General features: G+C 42.0%; 22 protein-coding genes and 1 pseudogene. 20 read left to right on the forward strand and 3 right to left on the reverse strand.

Features of this window, described 5'->3' with window-relative positions; genetic code table 11:
- The first annotated feature begins 286 nt into the window (after positions 1 to 286).
- The 7 genes and pseudogenes from AB4133_RS10825 to AB4133_RS10855 all read left to right on the forward strand — a co-directional run bounded on the left by AB4133_RS10825 (position 287) and on the right by AB4133_RS10855 (position 6,548).
- Positions 287 to 1,270, forward strand: coding sequence for an LPP20 family lipoprotein (locus AB4133_RS10825; protein WP_017062060.1), 984 nt, complete (start codon positions 287 to 289; stop codon positions 1,268 to 1,270).
- Between the two features lie 55 nt (positions 1,271 to 1,325).
- Entirely contained in the window at positions 1,326 to 2,309 is a 984-nt protein-coding gene (locus AB4133_RS10830; RefSeq protein ID WP_017062059.1) for a hypothetical protein, read from the forward strand.
- A 23-nt stretch (positions 2,310 to 2,332) separates the two neighbouring features.
- Positions 2,333 to 2,944 carry a lipoprotein gene (locus tag AB4133_RS10835; protein ID WP_017062058.1) on the forward strand — a complete coding sequence of 204 codons (612 nt, stop codon included), beginning with the start codon at positions 2,333 to 2,335 and terminating at the stop codon, positions 2,942 to 2,944.
- Positions 2,945 to 3,044: 100 nt separating this feature from the next.
- Positions 3,045 to 4,505 (forward strand): transglycosylase SLT domain-containing protein, encoded by a 1,461-nt coding sequence (locus tag AB4133_RS10840; RefSeq protein ID WP_372224429.1) that lies wholly within the window; start codon positions 3,045 to 3,047, stop codon positions 4,503 to 4,505.
- Positions 4,506 to 4,531: 26 nt separating this feature from the next.
- Positions 4,532 to 4,702 (forward strand): hypothetical protein, encoded by a 171-nt coding sequence (locus tag AB4133_RS10845; RefSeq protein ID WP_017062056.1) that lies wholly within the window; start codon positions 4,532 to 4,534, stop codon positions 4,700 to 4,702.
- Positions 4,703 to 4,704: 2 nt separating this feature from the next.
- Positions 4,705 to 5,511 (forward strand): ETEC_3214 domain-containing protein, encoded by an 807-nt coding sequence (locus AB4133_RS10850; protein WP_372224430.1) that lies wholly within the window; start codon positions 4,705 to 4,707, stop codon positions 5,509 to 5,511.
- Positions 5,512 to 5,570: 59 nt separating this feature from the next.
- Positions 5,571 to 6,548: pseudogene (locus AB4133_RS10855) on the forward strand (DHH family phosphoesterase).
- A 50-nt stretch (positions 6,549 to 6,598) separates the two neighbouring features.
- On the opposite strand, the gene AB4133_RS10860 reads toward AB4133_RS10855, so the two are convergent.
- Positions 6,599 to 7,351: a DeoR/GlpR family DNA-binding transcription regulator gene (locus AB4133_RS10860; protein ID WP_017062052.1), complete on the reverse strand. Its 753-nt coding sequence runs from the start codon at positions 7,349 to 7,351 to the stop codon at positions 6,599 to 6,601.
- A gap of 9 nt (positions 7,352 to 7,360) precedes the next feature.
- The gene (locus tag AB4133_RS10865) at positions 7,361 to 8,065 is read right to left on the reverse strand and encodes a glycerophosphodiester phosphodiesterase family protein (protein WP_372147974.1); all 705 of its coding nucleotides are present in this window, start codon (positions 8,063 to 8,065) and stop codon (positions 7,361 to 7,363) included.
- Positions 8,066 to 8,338: 273 nt separating this feature from the next.
- Between AB4133_RS10865 and AB4133_RS10870 the strand changes: the two genes are divergently transcribed.
- The 13 genes from AB4133_RS10870 (at position 8,339) to AB4133_RS10930 (ending at position 21,678) form a co-directional block, all read left to right on the forward strand.
- Positions 8,339 to 9,352 (forward strand): C4-dicarboxylate TRAP transporter substrate-binding protein, encoded by a 1,014-nt coding sequence (locus AB4133_RS10870; protein WP_017062050.1) that lies wholly within the window; start codon positions 8,339 to 8,341, stop codon positions 9,350 to 9,352.
- 107 nt (positions 9,353 to 9,459) lie between these two features.
- Complete coding sequence (locus AB4133_RS10875; RefSeq protein ID WP_017062049.1) at positions 9,460 to 9,924, forward strand: TRAP transporter small permease; 465 nt, start codon at positions 9,460 to 9,462, stop codon at positions 9,922 to 9,924.
- 9 nt (positions 9,925 to 9,933) lie between these two features.
- A complete protein-coding gene (locus AB4133_RS10880; RefSeq protein ID WP_372224432.1) occupies positions 9,934 to 11,217 on the forward strand; it encodes a TRAP transporter large permease in 1,284 nt (427 codons plus the stop codon).
- Positions 11,218 to 11,252: 35 nt separating this feature from the next.
- Positions 11,253 to 12,038, forward strand: coding sequence for an HAD-IIB family hydrolase (locus AB4133_RS10885; protein WP_372224434.1), 786 nt, complete (start codon positions 11,253 to 11,255; stop codon positions 12,036 to 12,038).
- Positions 12,039 to 12,788: 750 nt separating this feature from the next.
- Positions 12,789 to 13,772 (forward strand): hypothetical protein, encoded by a 984-nt coding sequence (locus AB4133_RS10890; RefSeq protein ID WP_372224436.1) that lies wholly within the window; start codon positions 12,789 to 12,791, stop codon positions 13,770 to 13,772.
- Between the two features lie 50 nt (positions 13,773 to 13,822).
- Positions 13,823 to 14,830 (forward strand): hypothetical protein, encoded by a 1,008-nt coding sequence (locus tag AB4133_RS10895; protein ID WP_048612772.1) that lies wholly within the window; start codon positions 13,823 to 13,825, stop codon positions 14,828 to 14,830.
- Between the two features lie 3 nt (positions 14,831 to 14,833).
- Entirely contained in the window at positions 14,834 to 15,445 is a 612-nt protein-coding gene (locus tag AB4133_RS10900; RefSeq protein WP_017062044.1) for a lipoprotein, read from the forward strand.
- A gap of 84 nt (positions 15,446 to 15,529) precedes the next feature.
- A complete protein-coding gene (locus AB4133_RS10905; protein WP_372224438.1) occupies positions 15,530 to 16,933 on the forward strand; it encodes a transglycosylase SLT domain-containing protein in 1,404 nt (467 codons plus the stop codon).
- 77 nt (positions 16,934 to 17,010) lie between these two features.
- On the forward strand, positions 17,011 to 17,181 hold the full coding sequence (locus AB4133_RS10910; RefSeq protein ID WP_017071746.1) for a hypothetical protein: 171 nt from the start codon (positions 17,011 to 17,013) through the stop codon (positions 17,179 to 17,181).
- A 3-nt stretch (positions 17,182 to 17,184) separates the two neighbouring features.
- A complete protein-coding gene (locus tag AB4133_RS10915; RefSeq protein ID WP_017071747.1) occupies positions 17,185 to 17,991 on the forward strand; it encodes an ETEC_3214 domain-containing protein in 807 nt (268 codons plus the stop codon).
- 58 nt (positions 17,992 to 18,049) lie between these two features.
- Positions 18,050 to 19,027, forward strand: a complete 978-nt coding sequence (locus tag AB4133_RS10920) for a bifunctional oligoribonuclease/PAP phosphatase NrnA (RefSeq protein WP_372224439.1) — start codon at positions 18,050 to 18,052, stop codon at positions 19,025 to 19,027.
- 245 nt (positions 19,028 to 19,272) lie between these two features.
- Positions 19,273 to 20,199, forward strand: coding sequence for a LysR family transcriptional regulator (locus AB4133_RS10925; RefSeq protein ID WP_136973584.1), 927 nt, complete (start codon positions 19,273 to 19,275; stop codon positions 20,197 to 20,199).
- Between the two features lie 225 nt (positions 20,200 to 20,424).
- Positions 20,425 to 21,678 carry a D-amino acid dehydrogenase gene (locus AB4133_RS10930; RefSeq protein WP_372224441.1) on the forward strand — a complete coding sequence of 418 codons (1,254 nt, stop codon included), beginning with the start codon at positions 20,425 to 20,427 and terminating at the stop codon, positions 21,676 to 21,678.
- A gap of 117 nt (positions 21,679 to 21,795) precedes the next feature.
- On the opposite strand, the gene AB4133_RS10935 is transcribed toward AB4133_RS10930, so the two are convergent.
- Entirely contained in the window at positions 21,796 to 22,575 is a 780-nt protein-coding gene (locus AB4133_RS10935; protein WP_017071751.1) for a hypothetical protein, read from the reverse strand.
- Positions 22,576 to 22,810: the final 235 nt, after the last annotated feature.

The raw sequence follows: 22,810 nt of genomic DNA on the forward strand, positions 1-22,810 counted from the left end.
ATTTATTGATCGTTTTTTGGTTTGTCTTTTGTTCTCTACCCATTTTAACGATAATAAATAAAATTAAATTTTACGGTTTTTATGTTTTCTTGCATTAAATATAAGGTTATAAATATCAGTTACTTATAGTGTTAGTTGTTCTTCTTGAATAGGGGGTACTTATTCATGGTTATTTAAATAATATACATTTTATGGTTAAAAATAAACCATTCTCTCAAAGTGGCGATTTGAATGTTATTAAATGGCGCTATAACATGCCGGGAAATTTATTAGACCTTAGTGCCATATGTTTTCAAATATAAAAAAGCTTCTAGTGTTCTCTGTAGTTGTTGGACTTTTATTTACTACTGGTTGCCAATCGATTAAACCAACTTGGTATTCAAAACCTCAAGTAGATACAAATGAGTATATTTATGCAGTGGCACAGGCAAGGACCTTATCTCACGCAAAAAAAATAGCGGTCAATAACATCAATGAAAAGCTTTGGACTCAAGTCGAATCTTCTTTTTATATGCGAGAAACCGCACGTGAAACGAATGGATCTGGTTTTTCAAATAGCTTAGTAGATAACAAAGTAAACACAAAAACCGAATCACTCACCCTCAATGGTATTGAATATCTGCAAATGGAAGAGAGTGAACTTGGTGCTTTTGTAGAGGTTCGGGTTAAAAAATCCTTAGTAACGCAGCAATTGATTCGTGAAATAAACGAGATGAATAATAACTCTGAAGCAAAGCTTGTCGCGCTTCAGCATCAAGATAAATTGTTATGGTGGTTAGACAACCGAAGTGCCTACCAGTTGCCGCATAAGGTTTCGGTAAGAACAGCAATGCTTGCGCCTTTAGAACCAGGATATCAAGTCGATACTCGTTCTATCGATAAACTTCTAGCGGCTCATAAAAATATAAGTAGCCAAATTAATATCCGTCTTTCTTATGACAGAAATTCACAGAAAGCGACACAGTTGCTAGGCAAGCAATTATCGGAATTTAACATTGCCACCTCAACTTCCAAGAGAAGAAACCAAACTCACGTACTACACGTTGATTCAGAGCGCCGACGAAATAAAGTGGGAGATGCTTTTATTTCGACACTGATTTCAGACGTTAAAGTGATCAACACGAAAGCAAAAACAATTTCTCGTAGTGAAATTATATCGACGGGTAATTCAGTAACAAGCTTTAAGTACGCGGATGAAGGCGCTGCTCGCCATTTTAATGAGCAAGTAAAAGAAAAAGGGATTTGGACGGCATTAGGCTTAATCAAATAATAAGTTCGGTTCCTCCACCTGGAAATATAATTAACTGATGATATTCGGAGAAATAATGTTAAGAAAAACGTTGATGGCTACTGCTGTGCTTGCAACTCTAGCTGGCTGTGCTAGTCCTGCAGTTGAGGTTTGTACCCCAGATACACGAGTAGAAATAGAAAAATCAGAAGTTGAAATTCCATCAACAGAAGATATAAAAGTGATCGTTCTTTCACCAAGTATATCCTTTAAGGACGAAGCGAAAACTAAACTCATTAGTTCTATGCGCAATGAGCTTGAAACACAAATATCTACGTCAGGCGCAGAGCTTGTTGACCGAAGCTTAGCAAACAAACTCAAGAAAGAAATCGTTTTTGCCGAACAAAGTGGTCGTTACAACACTAAAGGAGCTTCTGTTGCTGATATCGCTGTGATCACAGAGATTACTGCATCTGATCTTACATACAAATATAAAGAAGAGCGCGAGCGTGAAAAAGATGATGGTGAAGTTAAACACTATCCGGCTGAGTGTAAGTTTGAAGTAACCGTAAAAGCAGTAACAAAAGTGGTAGCTGTTCCAAGTATGAGCCTAATTAAGCGAATTGAAATGGAAGGCGATGAGCAAATTACGGTCGAAGAGAGTGATTCTGAATGCCCGATCACCATCGGACAGTATCAAAGTTTAGCAAGCAAAGCGGCTACTGAAGCGGTAGAACATACCTACGATCTTAAGCAATTGTTAGCTGCAAGTGCTCCAGTATCAGAGCTTCGCCAGTGCGAACACGGCAGCATGGTTAAACTCAATATGGGCACTAACAAAAAAGTGACACCAGGTGCAGAAGTCTTGTTTTCTAAAGCAATGAAGTCTAATGAGGGCGACGTTGAGATTTTTCCTATCGGCAAAGGTCACGTAGTAAATAACCAACACAACGCAGTTACGCCAAAGTATTCTTGGGTATCGATAGATGAAGAGACTGCCAAGAGAGTTGAGGCGGGCTCTCTGGGTAAGATTGTTCCAGAAAAATGTCACTGGACTGATCTTGAATGCATCCTGGATTAACTCGACTGTTAAGAGTATTGAAGATGAAAAAACTAATTATTGCAGCATCATTCGTTACCGCTCTTGCTGGTTGTCAAAGCAACAACAGCACGGTTGAACAGGCTCAAAATTTTGCGCCATGTACTTTTCCTGATGCTCCAACCGTATCTGCTCCAGGTTGGATCTGTGACGTGATTCCTATAGATCTGGCCGCTGCTGCGAAAGGTTACGCAAAGAAAAGTGCGGCTGGTATGAGTGTTATGCGCAAGATTGCTGTAAATGATGCGCGTGTAAACCTTGCCGCTGAATTCGAAACTGACGTAAGTAACTTATTCCAGGCTGCGACAGAGGGCGTAACATCCACCTCTTCCGCTGAAGGTGTAACGTTAGTAACAGAAGACGTTCAAGAGACGTTTGAAAATATCACTAAATCCGTAGTGAACAAAACGCTTACAAACAGCCGTATCATTGTCAGCCAAGCTAGCCCTGCTGGTGGTTTGTACGTACTAGTTGGTATGGATCAAGCGGCTTATGATGCGAATATGAACAAGATTATCGACGAAATTGGCGGTGAAGATTCTGCACTTTGGGATCAATTCAACAACGAGAAAGCAGCAGCAGATCTTGCAGCGGCATTCGATGCGTTGAAAAAATAATCGTGGTATGACGATTAGTTAAAGTGAAAAAGGCCGCCGATTGAGTGGCCTTTTGTTTCTATGTATTTTAGGACGAGACAATGCAATCTCGGAGTTAGTTATGTATAAAACGATCACCAAAACAGGGTTAGCTATCGCAATCTCTGCGGCAATTAGTTTCCCTACGCTTGCAGTGTCAGATAACCAAAAACAGCAGTTAAATAATGCAGTGGTCAATGCAAGTCAATCCCAAGAAGAAACCCTCAAAGAGTTCCATGCTTATGTAAATGCGTATTTGGATGAGTATGAAAAATGGCGTGACGAATACACCAATAGGCTTGATGACCGCCGCACCGATCTTATTAAAACGTGGGGTGAAGGGGAGGTTTCTTCTCAAACCACACAAGTTGAGTACTCGCAAGATGATCAAGTTAAAACCGCTGTGGATTACGAAAATAATACGGCGATTGTTTCTGTTTTAGTTGATAAAGACAGCAGTGCAGAAGAGATTGATGATCTTGTAAAGGGAATCCCGGTAGAAGTTGCAGGGCAAGTGGTAGAGCTATCAGCTTTGAAAGCTCAGGACCATGAGGTTTTGTACTCTTGGAAAAAAGAGCAGCAAGAGAAAGACTTCGTTATTAGACAAACTCAAAGCCAAATGAATGAACTCGATGTTCAGGCGGAGAGATTAATTCAATCAGATACTGGGATTCCAGAATCGTTTATCTACCAGCGTGCTCACAATAAAAAGATGGCGCTGATGGCAAAAGCGCAAGATCGTATTGCAGCGCAGTCAAAGCTTTTTGATGACATGCGAGCTAAATTTGGCATCAAGATTGAGCGACCTGAGTTCATTGCTGAAAAGCCACAACAAGTCACAAAGGTCGAGGCTACACCTGTCCAAGAAGTAGCAGAAAAAGCGACCGTAAAAACTGCGAAGTTGAAACCCAAAGCTGAAGCGTCAACGTCGGTTGCGGAAGTCACATCTGTGCCAGCTCAGGCGAAGAAGGTGATCAGCTATAAAGTTAAGCTTCCTGAAAATAGCTTAAAAGCGCGCGCAAGCAAGTACAGTGCCTTAGCTGAGAAAGAGAGTAAAAACTGGGAAATCGATGCGGCCTTGATCATGGCGATCATGCACTCGGAATCGGCTTTCCGTGCTGATGCGAAATCGCACGTTCCCGCCTTTGGCCTAATGCAAGTGGTGCCGACGAGTGCAGGGCATGACGTGAACAAACAAGTTAGAAATATCGATGAACCAATGAAGGTTTCAGATTTGTATCAGCCTGTTATCAATGTGGAAACCGGTACCGCATATTTGGATATTCTAAATAGTAAATATCTGCGCAAGATTGAGAATGATGAAAGTCGTTTGTACTGTGTGATTGCGGCTTATAACACTGGCGCTGGTAATGTTGCCCGAACCTTCAACAAAGATCGATCAACGAGTATCGGCAAAGCATCCAAAGTGATCAACAAAATGACGCCAGAAGAGGTGTACAACCACCTAGTTGCGAAGTTGCCATACGATGAAACCAAAAACTATTTGAAGAAAGTGAACAGTCGTATCGCATTATATAAGTAAAACTTTTTGAAAAGGTGAGATTAAATATGTTTAAGATTTTTGCTTTATTTTTCATCGCTATTGGTATTTACCTAGGCCTTAATTACAGCGACGAAATTGAAGATATCATGGACACCGATGCTTTTGAGCGAGTGCAGGAACGTGCTGAAGACGGAAAAGACGCATTGATGGATACAATTGATGAGATTAAAGGTTAAAAATGTCGGAAGAACAGAGTGCTGATATTTCTAAAGATATTCAAGAGGAATTACAAGAGCTCCAAGATGCGCAAGAATCACTGCTAGAAGAGCAAAAGAAGGGCGGCCTAGCTCGTACTATAGGTTTGGTCTCGGTTATTTCTATTGCTTTAGGTGGCTTTAATGACAGCTTTGATGCATTGGAAAAGATGTTTGACTTTGGCCTTTCTCAAATGACGGATATTCCATCTCATAGAAAGCTAGAGAGAATATATATTCGTTCATCCGCTGAGACGTTGGATCAAACGTTTGGCGCACCGGTGTATATAAAACGTTCAAGCAGTGATGATGTGATCAAATATTATCAAGATGATAATTTCATACTGTCTGCGATTACTAGGGATAATGCCATTGTCGCTTATCTTGTCTTCCCTGATGAAGGTTTTGTACCTGAAACACGAGAACATTCAGGTGGTTCTGAGTTTTTTAATCAGCCTTTTAATGCCATTGAAAGTGTCAATGAAATCCGAGCGTCGTTCGCTAGAACCGGTAATTATTACATTGAAGAAAACAACGGCGGAGAGTTTGGCTACCTATATTCTTCAATCAGTGGCGTTAGTGAATTTATTACGCCAATGACAAAAGGCAATAGGAATTTGCTTGCCGCAGTAGTTGACTCGTTAACGATGGACGAAGATGTCGTTTCGAGCGTCCAGTCTTTGAGATTGAGCGCCAAACCAAACTTCTATGGTTACAGTACATTAGGTGTCGACGCCCTCGAAGAAGCGATTTTATCGAACACAGAGTATCGTTTGATTCATAAGAGTTAAGCATTAACACATCAGCTCTAGCTTCTTACACGGCTAGAGCTTTTATCAGCAGTTGGATTATGGCAAATTCAAAATTCGATACCTTTCTAGAAAGACTCAAAGGCAATAAACGAATCATTGTCCAAGCTCATGACTTCCCTGACCATGATGCATTGTCTTCGGCGTACGCTCTGGCTTATCTATTAAAAAAGAAGGGCTTTCATCCGTTTATTACCTTTCATGGTTACATTGATAGAGTGTCACTTAGGAATCTAATCGATTGGTTGGAGATTCCAATCTATGAACCAAAAGACTTGAAGCTACGACCTGACGACAAGATTATTGTTGTTGATGGCTGTATTGGTGAAAAGAACGTTACTGACGTTCCGGGTTTAGAAATCGCAGTGATTGATCACCACCAAGTCAAAGTACCTGATTGTGTATAGTACTCCGATGTGCGAGCAAATTATGGCGCTACAGCAACCATGATGGTCGAGTATTACCGCTATTTTTCTTTGCCGATGCCACAAAAAATAGCAACAGCACTATTGGTCGGTTTGAGCTTTGATACCGCTAACTTTACTCGGGCTGCAGGATCGGCTGATCTGAAAGTACTGCTGTACCTTCAAGAGAGGGCAGACAATGCCATGGTCAACAAAATTTGTTGTGATCAGGTTGAGTTCCATGAATTGCAACTTTTCAATTCAATGCTGACTAACTTACGCCGTGAAAAAAATGCAGCATTTGCGGTGCTTCCTGAAGGTTGTCCTAAAAATATGCTCGGTGTATCAGGTGACTTTCTATTAAGTGTTGATGAGCTTGATATCGTAGTGCTCACTGCTAGGAGTCATGGGAAAACCGTTATCTCTCTTCGTTCAGAGTGTTCCAATAACAATGTCGCAAATATAGTTAAAAGGGCACTGAACGATAAAGGGATCGGCTTTGGAGGTGGGCATTCTCACATGGCTGGTGGCATCATCAACAGCCAGATTCGGAAAAGTGATGAACTAGATTACATCTATGATTTGATCCGACCAAGTCTAGTGCTTGATGCCTAAAGTTATTTGTTTAGATTGCTAGCTATTTTGAAATAGTTAGCACTTTGTATCTAAGCATGCGTTTCGTCTTCTACTAAGTGTATGTTTAGCTCCGAAGGTAATTGGCTGCTATTGGTGTATATGCGGTCAAAGTCATTCAGTGACGCTACCTTTAGAGCGGCAAAGCGTCCCCATTTACTGGCATCCGCGACAAGCCAGCTTTCACGGCTGTTCTTTATGATTGATTTGGATAGGTCAGCCTCAACTTGCTCATGTTCCATAGCGAAATTACTGTCTGTTACTGAGCCACACCCACAGATGCCAATGTCAGCTTCAAAATCGGAAAAGAAGTGGACCACGCTACTGCCCACCATGTCTTGGTGTTCTCGTCTGAACAAACCACCGGCCAAATACACTTCAATTTGCTCGTTTGCTTCTAAGATACGGGCCACTTGTAGGTTATTGGTGATCACTCGTAACGCGGGCTTTGCCAACAAATACTGCGCAATTCGAGTGACGGTGGTACCAATGCCCATCATAACCGTTGAGCCTTCAGGTATCGCATCGGCAACCGCCATCGCAATACTGTCTTTTGTTTCTGACTCAACGCCAGCGCGGAATCGATAACTCGTGTTCGTGAGCGTAGTAGGTAGGCTCACGCCTCCGTGCACTCTACGCGCTAGACCTTGCTCACACAGGTGGTTTACGTCACGGCGAATGGTTTGAGTAGTGACAGAAAACAACTCGGCTAAGTGGTCAATCTGAATATCTTGGTTTGCTTTAAGCGTTGCGAGTATTTCTTTCTGGCGATGGTTCAGTTCCATAGAAGCCCACTAAAATTGGTTTGGTACGTCAGTGATGATGTTATCGACGCCAAGGTTAAAATATTTAGCCGCCAATTGTGGATCGTTCAGAGTCCATATTTTAAGAACTGCGCCTGAAGCTTTGATCGCTTTTGCTATTTTCTCATCAAGAATGCGGTGATCGATATGAATGCTGTAAAGATCAAGTGATTGAAGGGATTCTAGGCTGAAATCGTTCCACACTTCGCAGATAAAACCACGTTTAACCTCTGGCATCATCTGTTGGCAAAGACTTAGCGCCTCTTTTTTGAAGCTTGAGATGAGCAGTTTTTCAATAGGGAACTGCTTTTGCTCAATCAGTGCGATCACTGTTTCAACTAGAGGCTGAATAGCCTTATCGTCGTAAATTTTGATCTCAAGGTTCAGAGTTACATCAAGTTCTAGGCATTTGTCGAACGCTTCACTCAAAGTAGGAATCGTTGTCCCCGCGAATTCGCTACCAAACCAACTACCAGCATCTAAGGTCTTGAGTGTGGTTAAGTCTAAATCGGCGATATTGCCCGTTCCGTTAGTACAACGATTGACTGTCTTGTCATGAAAAAGCATAGGGATGCCATCAGCGCTCAACTGGGTATCAATTTCAATCCATTTAGCACCAGCTTTCTCTGCTTGTTCAATACTCACTAACGTATTTTCAGGTGCTAAAGACGCGGCACCGCGGTGGCCTGTGATCATAATTCAATCTCGATGTTCATTTGAAAATTCAGGAAACAGTAGCTCTACTTTATTACAGATTTATTATCTATCCGCTATATCTACTTATTTTAAATGAGAGCTAGCTAAAAGGTGTTGTACAGAGTTTATATAATAGTGAGACCTTATACTCACAATGTTCAAGTCGGTAAGATTAATGTTCATATGAATGTAATAATTCACTCACATACTCTACGAAAACTTAATAACCCCCTCTATATTTAGAAAACGATAGCCACATAAAGGTGATAAAAAATGAAAAAGCTATTAGGTACAGTAATTATGGCGGCAACGCTGCTTGTTGGTTGTGGTGAAGCTGACAAGGCTGGTTCTGAAGCTAAAGACGAGCCGATCAATATCAACATGAGCCTTGTGTTCACTCAAAATGAGCTGCTTACACAAGAGCTAATCAAAGCGACCGACAAAATTCGAGAAAGAACCGATGGCTCGGTAAACATTAAAGTTTTCCCTGGTGGCCAATTGCCTGTTTACAAAGATAACTTGGAACAAGTGGTTAACGGTGCCAACTGGATTGCCGTAGAGGATTTGACTTATCTAGGTGATTACGTGCCTGACTTTGCTGCACTTGCAGGTCCAATGCTGTACAACACCTACAATGAATACTTAGCGATGATGGACACTGATTTCGTCGCTGGCCTTAAGACTAAAGCGGAAGAGAAAGGCATCAAAGTATTGAATGCAGACTACATGTTTGGATTCCGCCACATGATCACCAATAAAGAGATCGTTAACTCTGATGACATGAAAGGCATGCGTATTCGTGTTCCACAAAGTCAGCTGTTCATTAGCACACTTTCAGCAATGGGCGCAGCTCCAGCTTCTCTTCCATTCCCTGAGACCTATGCAGGTGTTCAACAAGGCGTTGTTGACGGTCTTGAAGGTTCTATCCTGACAATGTACTCAACCAAGATCTACGAAGTGGCTAAGAACATGTCTTTGACTAAGCACTTCCTTGGCACAGTGGGTATCTACATTTCACCAACGCTTTGGGACAAATTTACGCCAGAGCAACAACAGATCATCAACGAAGAGCTAGAGGCTGGCGCTGAATCTAACACTGCTGAGCTAGTTAAATTGGATGTTGAATACACTCAGAAACTTGAAGAGCTAGGCGTTACCTTCAATGAAGTGAATTCTGAAGAGTTCAACCAGTTGACGGCAGATGTGTACAACCAGTTCCCAAGCTGGAGTGAAGGTATACACGCGACGATCATGAAAGAGCTAGAAACGATCCGAGCTGCACAGTAATCCTGCATACGTCAATTAATTAGTTAATGATTACGGCCTAACTATTCTTAGGCCGTTTTATTCCTGAAATACCCACGTTGTATTCGGTATTTCGCTGGAGAAGTCTTTTGTTTTTATTGAAAAATATTGAAGAAATCCTCGCTTCTATCGCTATATCGATCACCGTTTTGGTTGTTATCGTTAACGTCGTCCTGCGTTATGGATTTGGCTTTGTTGTCCCGTGGAGCGAAGAGTTGTCGGTTATTTGCTTCATTTGGGCTGTCTACTTAGGGATTAGCTCCTGTTACAAACACAAGCTTCACATGGGTGTGGACGTGGTGGTTGCCATGTTGCCAGAAAAAGCAAAAATCCCATTTAGGCTATGTGTTTCCGTTTTCCTACTGGCTCTGAACCTCTTAATGGCAGTTCTGAGTTATCAATATCTCATGTTATCTAACAAGGTAACGCCAGTCATGGGCGTATCATATTTTGTTATCAATGGCGTGTTGTTGCTTTGTTTCTCATTGATGGCGATCCACACCGTTCGATTTATTGCGAACGATGTCGCTTCTCTAAAGCGCTCTTCTAAGTAGGTACGATTCATGGAAAGCTATCTTCCAATCCTTATTCTGTTTGTTCTATTTCTTTTGAACATCCCCATCGCGTTTTCTCTGATTGCATCGGCGATGGTTTACTTTCTTTTTATCAATGACTCTATTCCGGTGAGCTTGGTGATGCAGCGCTTTATTAGCTCTGCTGAGTCTTTTCCGTTGTTGGCTATTCCGTTCTTTATCATGGTGGGTTCGGTGATGAACTATGCGGGGATCAGTAAGAGCTTACTCGCCTTTGCTGATTCTATGATTGGTCACAAAACCGGTGGCCTTGCTCAAGTGAATGTAGCATTGAGTACTCTGATGGGCGGTATCTCTGGTTCTGCAAATGCGGATGCGGCGATGCAGTCTAAGATTCTTGCTCCTGAGATGACCAAGCGTGGTTACGACTTACCATTCACGGCCGCTGTAACAGCTGCTTCATCAAGTATCAGCCCTGTGATTCCACCGGGTATCAACCTAATCATCTTTGCTTTATTAGCGAATGTGTCGGTCCATCAAATGTTTATTGCGGGTTACGTTCCGGCATTTTTGATGGCGCTGTCGCTGATGGTGACGATCGCGTTCATCGCTCGCAAACGTCGTTACAAACCGTCGCGTTCTGAGCCAGCTTCTGCTAAAGAGCGCTTTCATTATTTCCTGAAAGCGATACCGGCACTGCTGATCCCATTTGGCATTATTTTAGGCATGCGTTTTGGCTTGTTCACGCCTACTGAAGCGGGTGCGATTGCTGTATTACTCTGCGCGATTATTGGCATCTTTGTCTATCGTCAACTGGGCTTCCGCCATATCCCGCTGATCATGCGTGAAACAGTGCAAGGCACCAGTAGTGTCATGTTCATCATTATCGGTGCCATGGTCTTTGGTTACTACATGACGCTAGAGCAGATCCCACACAATGTTGCGTCTGCGTTGATTGAACTTACCGACAACAAGCTCGTCTTGCTGTTGTTGATTAACGTACTGCTGTTAGTGGTTGGCATGTTCATCGAAGGCGGTGCTGCGATGATCATACTCACGCCATTACTATTGCCAGCTGTGCTTAACCTAGGCGTTAACCCGGCTCACTTCGGCATTATTGTGATTGTGAATATCATGATTGGTGGTGTGACTCCGCCATTTGGTTCGATGATGTTTACGGTTTGCTCGATTTTAAAAGTTCGTATGGTCGACTTCGTAAGAGAAGTGGCTCCGTTGTTGCTAGCACTACTTACGGTTCTGATGTTGCTGACTTTCTCTGAAAGCTTAGTGATGTTTTTACCGAATTTGCTTTAACACTGTTTAGTGATTGATTGTTTAGAGGTGTAGAAATGAATTCGGTATCGAATGAATTGAACCAAAATTGGAAAAAGATAGATTGGGTGTTAACCGATGTGGATGACACCTTAACGTGGCAAGGTCAATTGCCTCCTGAAACCTTGATTGCGTTAAGCAAGCTACGTGATTCAGGGAAAAAAGTAGTTGCGGTAACGGGCGCATGTGCAGGGTGGTGTGATCATATTTCTCAGCTGTGGCCTGTTGATGCGGTTCTCGGCGAGAATGGCGCCTTCATTATGGAAAAGAAAAACGGTTATCTGACATTGCGATCTGATACCCCTTTGCCAGAAGTCAGTGCTAATCAGAGCAAACTGAAAGAACAAGTTTTAGCTATTTTGAGCGATTACCCAGAGCTCAGTTTAACGCTCGATCAGTCGTACCGCTTGTGTGAAGTTGCGATAGACATCGGTCAAAACCGTCCCAAAGTCGATGATGCGATTATTGAAGAGATAGTCTCTAAGATTCACGTGTTAGGTGCACATGCCACAGCAAGCTCAATTCACATCAATGCTTGGTATGGTGAGCACTCTAAAAAAGCGACATCGACCGCTTTTCTCAAAGATAAGGGGTTATCTGATCAAGAGATAGTCGAGCGTAGTTGCTATGTCGGTGACTCGATGAATGACCAATACATGTTTGAAATTTTGCCTAACAGTGTCGGTGTGGCAAATATCCAGCATTACTGGGCGCGACTTGAGCATCATCCATCAGTGGTGATGAGCAAGCCCGGCGGGTACGGTTTCTCAGAGTTTGTCGATAAGTTACTTGCGCTAAAATAGTCAGACAGACTCAAATCCTTCATGGACAAAAGTGAAACTACCCATAAGGTGGTATCTGTATTTTCTGTCTATGAAGGTTATTTTTAATAAGGATTCATTGTCTGTTGGTGTTTTATTTGGTTTCTTGGTTCGATTTAAATAGAAACTAACAATAATTTATCTTCCCACAAGATCTACTTCCCCTCCTTATTTATCCGCTAATGGTCTATATTTCTGATATCCATTTAATTAGACCTTATTTTCATCAGTATTAGCATAAAAAATAGACAGATAATTCCTGTAAATACCGCGCGATAGTCATTTATTAACATTATTATGATTAACGGAGTTTCATTTTTCGAGTGCCTGTCTGGTATCTTTATTTAGGGTAGAGACCAAAATCTGCTGTTAATATCAAATTTGTCATTGAGATCAGTATCTCACTTTTATTGAATAAATATCACTTTTTTAGTAGAGGTTATGTGTTTTTTTTGAACTGAAATTCGGTTTTTTTAAGACTTTGTTCACGTTTTTATCAATGGAAAGTAAAGGGTTATTGTGTAATTTATAATTTATATCAACTATCTAAAAATCAATGCTTTGTATTGTCTTTTTTGTTAATTAACGGAGGTTTTGTATAAATTTGATGCGTGAGATCAATGGAAATTTATATATTTAACTCAGAAATGAATCGAACTATAAATCTGGTCGTTTGAATGTTTAATTTTGAGGATATAAGATTGCGACAAACTTTTTCGATGTTGGTTCCAAATGTCTTCAAATAAAAAAATAGTTCGCTTTTTCATAGCGCTATTCGCGTTGCTTGTTCTTTCTGGCTGTCAATCTACAAAACCTGAATGGTATCTAAAGCCTAAAGTAGACAGTGACGAGTACATTTATGCAGCTTCTCAAGCGCGAACTCTATCTCATGCGAAAAAAATTGCTGTAAACAACATCAACGAAAAGTTATGGACTCAAGTCGAGTCGTCTTTTTACATGAGAGACACCGTTCGAGAAACTAATGGTAAGGGTTTTTCAAATAGTCTAGTTGACAACAAAGTTAATACTAAGACTGAATCCTTGACCTTAAATGGTATCGAATATGTACAAATGGAAGAGAATGATCTTGGTGCGTTTGTCGAAGTAAGAGTGAAAAAGTCACTCGTGACTCAACAGTTGATTCGCGAAATAAAAGATCTAAACCGTAAATCTCAAATCGAACTTGATGCGCTTTCTCACGAAGATAAATTACTTTGGTGGTTAGACAATCGCAGTGTTTATCAAACTGAACACGATGCTTCTGTGCGTATCGCAATGCTTTCATCTCTGAAGCCTAGTTATAAAGCTGACATCAGCGAGATCGAACAGCTGACTATTACACACCAAAAACTAAGCAGCCAAATTAACATCCGTCTCTCTTCAGATAGAGAGTCAAGAAAAGCAATTGAACTGCTGGGGAACCAGTTATCAGAGTTCAATATCGTGACATCAACTTCAAAGAACAAAAACCAAACTCATGTGTTGAAAGTGGATTCTGAGCGTCGAAGAAACAAAGTCGGAGACGCGTATATTTCAACCTTGGTCTCTAATGTTAAAATTGTAAATAACAAATCTAAAACAGTGTCTCGTAGTGAAATCATCTCTACAGGAAACTCTGTAACTAGCTACAAATATGCCGACGAAGGGGCTGCTCGCCACTTTGATGAGCAAATAAAAGAGAAAGGGATTTGGACTGCGCTGGGCTTAATTAAATAGCGAACCTCTAATCCTAGAAAAATAAAATAAACATATTCGGGAGAGAATATATGTTAAAGAAAACGTTAATGGCTAGTGCTGTAATCACTGGTTTAACTGGCTGTGTTATCAAGGAAGATGTTGTTTGTACTCCTGATACGCGTGTTGATATTGAAACTGCTGAAATTCAAATCCCATCTTCAGAAAATATGAAGGTTGTTGTTCTACCTGTCGACATTGATTTTGAAAACTCTGCTTCGAAAAAAATCCAGTCAGCAATGCGAAATGCAATAGAGACACAGATTGACGAGACAGGTGCAAATCTTGTTGATCGCAAAATTGCCAACAAAGTAAAAGGTGAAATTAAACTGGCCGAGCAGAGCGGTCGCCTAAGCACTAAAGGTGTACCAATCGCCGATTACGCGATTATTACGGAGGTTACACACGCTGACCTAAGTACATCGTTTAGCGAGCGCCGCACATATAAAAACGATGATGGCGAAACAGTGGAAATCGCGCCTTCATGTAGCTACGACTTTGACGTAGAAGCGGTAGCAAAAGTTGTTGTACTGCCAAGTATGGAAGTTGTTAAGCGAATCAAGCTTGAAGGCGACGAGTATTCCTCTACGGAAACAAATAATTCACGTTGTCCTGTTAGTAACGCGACTTATGGCTCCATGGCGGCTAAAGCAGCAGCAGAAGCGGTCAATTACTCTACCGAACTTAACAAAATGCTAGCGGCAAGTGCACCTGTTCTTGAGATGCGCCAATGTGAGGCGGGCACACAAGTACGCATTGCGATGGGTAAAAACCAGAAGATTAAACCAGGCGCAGATATTTTGTTCTCTAACGCTATGAAATCTATGGAAGGCGAAACTGAAATTCACCCAATCGGTGAAGGCTACGTTGTAAATAATGAGCAAAATGCTGTAACTAACAAGTATTCTTGGGTGGTAATTGATGAAGAAGTATCACTGAAAGTTAAGCAAGGAACAATTAGTAAGGTAGATGCATCAAGCATTGACTGCCCTCTGTTGGATCCATCATGTCATGTCGAAAACTTAAAGAACGAATTTTAATTTATGAAAAAACTACTTATTGCAACTTCACTAGTAGCAGTTCTAGCTGGCTGTCAGAGCAACAACGCGACGGTTAAGGAAGCGCAAAACTTCGCTCCATGTACTTTCCCAGATGCACCTACCGTATCTGCGCCGGGTTGGATTTGTGATGTGATACCAAGCGATATCGCTGCAGCGGCAAAAGGCTACTCCAAGAAGAGTGCAGCTGGTATGAGCGTTATGCGAAAAGTTGCAGTCAATGATGCTCGTGTAAACCTTGCAGCTGAGTTTGAAACTGACGTGAGCAACCTATTCCAAGCGGCTACTGAAGGTGTGACTTCTACATCGGCAGCAGAGGGTATAACGCTAGTGACTGAAGATGTTCAAGAGACATTCGAGAACATCACTAAGACAGTCGTGAATAAAACGCTTACTAGCAGCCGCATTATCGTAAGCCAAGCAAGCCCAACGGGCGGCTTGTACGTTCTAGTCGGTATGGACCAAGCTGCATACGATGCGAATATGAACAAAGTAATTGATGAAGTTGGTGGTGAAGATTCTGCTTTGTGGGATCAATTCAACAATGAGAAAGCGGCAGCAGACCTTGCGGCGGCGTTCGATGCATTGAAAAAATAACCGCGAACGGAACCGCGATTAGTATTAGTGAAAAAGGCCGCCATTTGAGTGGCCTTTTGTCTCTATACACTCTGGGAGTGAACTATGTACAAAATGATCAATAAGACCGTGTTAGCTGTAGTTATTTCGGCAGCTATTAGTTCTCAGGCATTTGCTGTGTCAGAAGAACAAAAGCAGCAGCTAAACAATGCTGTTGCCAAAGCAAGCCAGTCTCAAGAAGACAAAGTCAAAGAGTTTCATGCTTACGTTAATGCTTATTTGGATGAGTACGAAGCTTGGCGTGATGAATATACTAACAACCTCGATGAGCGCAGAACCGATCTAATCAAGACATGGGGCGAGGGTGAGGTTTCATCTCAAACCAAGCAGGTGGATTACTCTCAAGACGATCAGGTGAAAACTTCAGTCGACTACGAAACCAATACTGCAACAGTATCTGTATTGGTGGATGAAGATAGCAGCCCTGAAGAGATTAAAGCGCTTGTTAAAAACATTCCGGTTGAGGTTGCTGGTCAAAACGTTGAGCTAGCGGAGCTAAAAGCAGAAGACCACGCGGTGCTTTACTCTTTGGAGAAAGAGCAAGAAGAGAAAAACTTCGTTATCCAGCAGACGCAAAGCCAGATGAATGAGTTGGATGTGCAAGCCGAGCGATTGATTTTATCTGATACTGGTATTCCAGACTCTTTCATTTACCAGCGTGCTCATAACAAGAAAATGGCACTACTGGCAAAAGCTCAGGAACGTATTGCGGCGCAAACCAAGCTGTATGACGAAATGCGTGCCAAACATGGTATTGAGGTTAAACGACCAGAGCCAGAAGTTGTGGAAAAAGTCGTCGAAAAAGCGCCACAGCCACAAGTGGTAAAGCCTAAGCCAGCCGTTGACGTTGCGGCGGCCCCGGCTAAGCCGAAAAAAGTGATCAGTTACAAAGTTAAGCTTCCTGAGAACAGCTTAAAAGCGCGCGCGAGCAAGTACAGTGCGTTGGCTGAAAACGAGAGTAAAAACTGGGAAGTTGATGCTGCACTGATTATGGCAATCATGCACTCGGAATCGGCGTTCCGTCCGGATGCGAAATCACACGTGCCTGCGTTTGGTTTGATGCAAGTGGTACCAACCAGTGCGGGTCATGACGTTAACAAACAAGTCCATAATATCGACGCGCCAATGAAAGTGGCGGATCTGTATCAACCAGTTATCAACGTAGAAACAGGTACGGCCTATTTAGACATCCTAAACAGTAAGTATCTTCGCAAGATAAAGAATGACGAAAGCCGTTTGTACTGTGTCATTGCCGCCTATAACACTGGTGCGGGTAATGTGGCTAGAGCGTTCAATAAAGATCGCTCCACCAGTATTGGCAAAGCATCGAAGATTATCAACCAGCTGACGCCTCAACAAGTCTATGAGCAGCTAGTGGTTAATCTGCCGTACGACGAAACCAAAAATTACTTGAAGAAAGTAAACAGTCGTATCGCTTTGTATAAGTAATAATTAGTTAAGCAAAACAACCAAGTACATGTCACTGGCATGTACTTGGATTACCAGTTAATGAATTGAGAGTAGCAATGTTTAAAATTTTCGCTTTAGTATTTATCGGTGTCGGCATTTATCTTGGTCTTAATTATAGCGATGAAATTGAAAGCATCATGGACACGGATGCTTTTGAGCGAGTTCAAGAGAAGGCTGAAGATGGTACAGATGCGCTAATGGATAAAATCGACGAGATCAAAGGTTAAAAAATGTCTGAAGAGCAAAACAAGGATATTCAAAAAGATATACAGGAAGAGTTACAAGAACTTCAAGACACTCAAGAGTCTCTGTTGGAAGAGCAGAAGAAGGGCGGTATGGCACGCACTATCGGCTTAGTGTCGGTTATTTCCATTGCTTTGGGCGGCTTTAATGACAGCTTTGATGCGCTAGAAAAGATGTTCGATTTTGGTCTTTCTCAAATGACAGACATTCCATCGCATAGAAAGTTGGACAAAATCTATATTCGTTCATCTGCCGAAACCTTAGACCAAACATTTGGTGCGCCTGTTTATATTAAGCGCGCGACAACGGATGATGTGATTAAGTACTACCAGGACGACAATTTCATCCTTTCTGCGATTACTCGAGATAATGCGATCGTCGCTTATCTGGTCTTCCCAAATGAAGACTTTGCTCCAGAAACATTCGAGCATGCAGGTGGTTCTGAGTTTTTTGCACAGACGTTTAGTTCTATTGAAAGTGTCAATGAGATCCGTGCATCGTTTGCAAGAACAGGTAACTACTACATTGAAGAGAATAATGGTGGCGAATTTGGCTACTTGTACTCATCAATCAGTGGTGCGAGTGAGTTTATTTCGCCGATGTTACAAGAGAACAGGAAGTTGCTTTCGGAAGTGGTAGACGCTTTAACAATGGACGAGAACGTTGTAGAAAGCGTACAGTCTTTACGTTTGAATGCGAAACCTAATTTCTATGGTTACAGTACGTTAGGTGTGGGGGCTTTAGAAGAAGCTATTTTGTCTAACACCGAATATCGTTTAATTCATAAGAGTTAACCATTAACGCATCAGTTCTAGCTTATGATCAAGCTAGAACTTTATTAGCAGTGGGATTATGGCAAATTTAAAGTTCGAAAGCTTTCTAGAACGGCTTAAGGGTGATGACAGAATCATTATTCAAGCTCATGACTTTCCTGACCATGATGCGATTTCTTCCGCATACGCCTTAGCACACTTATTAAAAAGCAAAGGGTTGCGCCCATATATTACGTTTCATGGTTATATAGATCGAGTGTCACTCAGGAACTTAATAGATTGGCTAGATATTCCAATCTATCAGCCAAAAGATTTGAAACTACAACCGGATGACAAGGTTATTGTTGTTGATGGCTGTATTGGTGAGAAAAATGTCATCGATTTTCCGGGGCTTGAGGTCGGAGTGATCGACCACCATCAAGTGAAAGCACCTGATTTTGTATGGTATTCCGATATACGTTCAAACTATGGTTCAACAGCAACCATAATGGTTGAGTATTATCGTTATTTTTCTCTGCAGATGCCCCAGAATATTGCGACAGCACTATTGGTTGGTCTGAGTTTTGATACCGCAAACTTTACCCGAGGGGTAGGGACTGCAGATCTAAAAGCATTGTTGTATCTTCAAGCGAAGGCCAATAATGATATGGTTAACAAAATTTGTCGTAATCAAGTAGAGTTCCATGAATTAAAACTTTTCTATTCCATGCTCGATAGCTTACGTCGTGAAAAAAACGCAGCATTTGCTGTGCTTCCTGAAGGTTGCCCTAAAAATATGCTTGGCGTGTTAGGTGATTTCTTGCTGAGTGTTGATGAGCTCGATATTGTTGTTCTCACTGCTAGAAATAGAGAGAAGACCTTTATCTCTCTCCGTTCAGAGTGTTCAAAAAACAATGTCGCGAAGATAGTTAGAAGGGCCCTTAATGAAAAAGGGATTGGTTTTGGCGGCGGGCACCCTCATATGGCTGGCGGCATTATCAACAAACAGTTTGAATTCAGCAGTGAACTTGCTTGTGTTTATGACTTGATTCGACCGAACCTTTTACTTGATGCCTAAGTCTATCAGTGAAAATGATTGTTGCTCTACAAGAAGTAACAACTCAAAGGCGATGACGAAAGTTGTCGCCTTTGTATTATCGACAGCAAGCTAAAACACGTATATCAGCCTTTGATGTAGTGCCTTGAAGTGACTCGGTGCACAAGTTAGTAAGAGCAATTACGATCTTGATAAATTGGGATATATGTTCGCAGCAAATTTGTGAGACGCTTGATTAAGTGTCAGTTGAATTACAAGGAAGTTGAATGCACCACTTTAATATCCGTGCTCTCGAGTACTTAAACGCGTTATCAAAATACAGGTCGTTACGTAAGGCATCTAAGATGATGAACGTTGACCCTGCCGCGATGAGTCGAATGCTGACACAGTTAGAAGCGCAAGCGGAAATGAAAGTATGGGAGCGCAACAACCGCCAATCTCTGCTGACTGAGGCGGGGAACGAACTGTTGAACTACTATCGCTCCATTGTTCGTGGAGAGGCGGCAGTGCTTGCTCGACTAACCAAGCTTAAAAACCTCAAGGGCGGTAATGTTAGCATCGCGATTGGAGAAGGATTTATTACTAACTTGGTCTCTAAACCGATGCAAACCTTCATGGCTCGATACCCTGATATCAATTTATCGATTGAAATTGCAGGTGCATTGGATGCCGTGAAAATGTTAGAAGATCAACAGATAGATTTCGCGATCACCTATGCGTCTGCACCTCATCCTAAACTGCATTCACACGTCGAGCGTAGTCATCCGCTCGAATTGATTGCTCCGAAGGGGCACTTCCTTACGATGAAAGATGCACCAGTGGTAATGCAAGATATTCAAGACGCTTCTCTCGCCTTGATCGATAACTCGACCGGTATGGGGAGGCTGGTAAAGCAGGCTGAACAAATTTCCCATCTTACCTTGCAGCCAAAACTTCAAACTAACTCAGTCACGGCACTGACTAACTTCGTTTCAGCAGGGTTGGGCGTCACCTTTATGCCTAAGCTCACTGTGATCGATGAGATAAAGTCAGGGCAGATAGAAGTGGTTGCGACCGAGTTGGAGATGCTATCGAAGGCGACGGTTAAGGTTCAATCTTTGAAAGGCCGTGCACTAACGCTACAAGCGGAAACCTTGTTAGATTTCTTACTCGAGAACGCCACTTTCTTGAGTCATGACGCTTACAATATCTAGGCTTAATCAGTTTACTTAGCGACTCCTACCTAAGCTTTCAAATACCGCCAATATCACACTTCCAAACTGCTGGATTTGTTTTCGAGTAGAATTGATGTTTTGTCAATGCCACCTCTATTGTTAAGTCAACACATGCGGAATAAGTTACAAATTATTAACGAAACGAGTTTTAGACTGACAGCTGTGTTCGACAGATTTGGCTTTGTCAGGCATTAGGGGAAGAGAATGGAAGTTATTGTAATTGGCAGTGGTGTTATTGGATTGACCAGCGCATGGTACTTGGCAAAAGAAGGTCACTCGGTCACGGTTATTGATCGTCAAGATAGCAGTGGCAAAGAAACCAGTTTTGCGAATGCCGGGCAAATTTCTTACGGTTATTCATCACCATGGGCGGCACCGGGCATCCCTTTGAAAGCGATGAAATGGCTTACCCAAGAACATGCGCCACTTAAAGTGAAGCCTTCTCTTTCTCCAGAGTTAATGTCTTGGGCGACTAAGATGCTCGCCAACTGTAATGAAGTCAAGTACGCACAGAATAAATCGCGGATGTTACGAGTCGCTAACTACAGCCGAGATTGCCTGACTCATCTAAGAATCAGTGAAGATTTGGCTTATGAGGGCAGGCAGAAAGGCACCTTGCAAGTATTCCGAAGCGAGAAGCAACTCGATGCTATTCAGCAGGATATGAAGCTATTAACAGAGAGTGGAATCGAACACTCGCTGTTTGATGTTGAACAGTGTCTGTCAGTGGAGTCTGGTTTAGCGGATGTTAAAGACAAGCTGGTGGGCGGCTTATACTTACCTAATGATGAAACCGGTGATTGTCATCAGTTCTGTTTAGCGCTGACTGAGAAGGCCAAGCAACTTGGTGTTAGGTTCGTGTTTGATACTGAAGTGGTAAGTTTGAATCATCAGAACCAAACCATAAAGAGCATTACGACAACTCAAGGTGAATTCAAAGCGGACGCTTATGTGGTAGCTTCGGGAAGCTACTCTCGTGAGCTGCTCAAGCAAGTGGATTTATCAATCCCGGTTTATCCAGTGAAAGGCTATTCGCTAACACTGCCGATCGTGAATGTAGATAAGTCACCAACCTCGACTGTGATGGATGAAACTTACAAGGTAGCGATGACGCGATTTGATGATCGTATTCGCATTGCAGGGACGGCAGAACTTGCGGGGTTTAATTACCTTATCCCTGAAAAACGCAAAGCCACGATTGATATGGTGATTAAAGATCTTTTCCCACAAGCGGGTGACTTTTCTAAGGCTGAATACTGGACTGGGTTAAGACCAATGACGCCGGATGGTACGCCTATTATCGGTAAGACGCCTATCAAGAACCTATTTACCAATACAGGCCATGGAACTCTAGGTTGGACAATGGCATGTGGCTCAGGAAAGATCTTGGCAAGCGTGGTCAGTGGCTCTGCTAGTGATATAAAAACTGATGACTTGAGTATCCACCGCTATATGTAAAAGCAAGCCGTTAGTTATCTTGCCTATGGTTTGATGATATCGACATTAGGAGCATGAAGCGGATGCACCTAATGTTGTAAAGCTAGGTGCATGGTTTTAAGTCTCCTCTATTTATAATCACGAGATGACTTGAGACTTAAATGATCTTAGCTCTGGCGGTAGCTCCTTATTTACGAGGTTAATAGCTTTGCGATGTTCTAATCCAATGGATCTCACTACGTCCCCGAAATGTTGGTTAAACAATAGCTCGAAATCACCACTGAGTTTGTAGTCTTGCAGTTTGTCCTCAAGTAATTGAGCCAGTTGAGCCTTGTCTGGGTGGACATAGAAGACCAGAGGAAGAGGGTAATAAAGCATAATACTTTTTTCTATGACTAACCCATCCAGGGAATAGGTATGTTCTTGGTATATGCTTTCAACTTCATTGGCTCCGAGTGACACATAATCACATTTTTTATCTGAGAGAAGTTTCAGAATCTCTGGTAACGTTCCTTGCTCTAGTACTCGATATCCATTTGCTCTAAACAGCTCAGCATCAGCCCATGTCGCAGGAATTCCAGCGATAAGTGATTTCAGTTTATTGCTGTTGATATTATGGAATGTGGGTTGATCTTGTTCCCTAATTATCAGGATACGGTGTCCTAATAAGCCTTTACAAATTGGAGAGTTGAGTTTGATTGCAGGCTTATCAGCAAATTTACGGTTTCCCGCCACCGTGACGAGTACATCATAATTCTTGCGGAATATATTTCCTTCATCCTCAGCTCTTGGAAAGTCTGTATTATCGCTGTGAACGACAATAGGTTCGTTCGGATCCCAATTCAACAAGCTATGAATTAGCTCCAACTCATAGTGCTGTCTTTTACCTGATTTATTGCCATTCCAAAAGTTAAACATAGTTGTCCTAAGGGGGAACTTACATTTTATGACTGGTATGCTGACATAGGTTTAGCGTCCAAGAAAGCGCTTTCTTTTGTTTTTGAGAGAATCATACATAGATACAGTCTATGTATGTTGAGAATCGCGACGGAAAGGCTATTTTAAAGAAAGCACATAAGTTCATTGATGGGTTAGAGGTTCGACGATTAGGAAAGACCATGGGGGTACCATTAGTGAATTTTAACTTATTGTT

It is taken from the genome of Vibrio sp. 10N.286.52.F8 (assembly GCF_041468745.1).
In the GTDB taxonomy this organism is placed as follows: domain Bacteria; phylum Pseudomonadota; class Gammaproteobacteria; order Enterobacterales; family Vibrionaceae; genus Vibrio; species Vibrio crassostreae_C.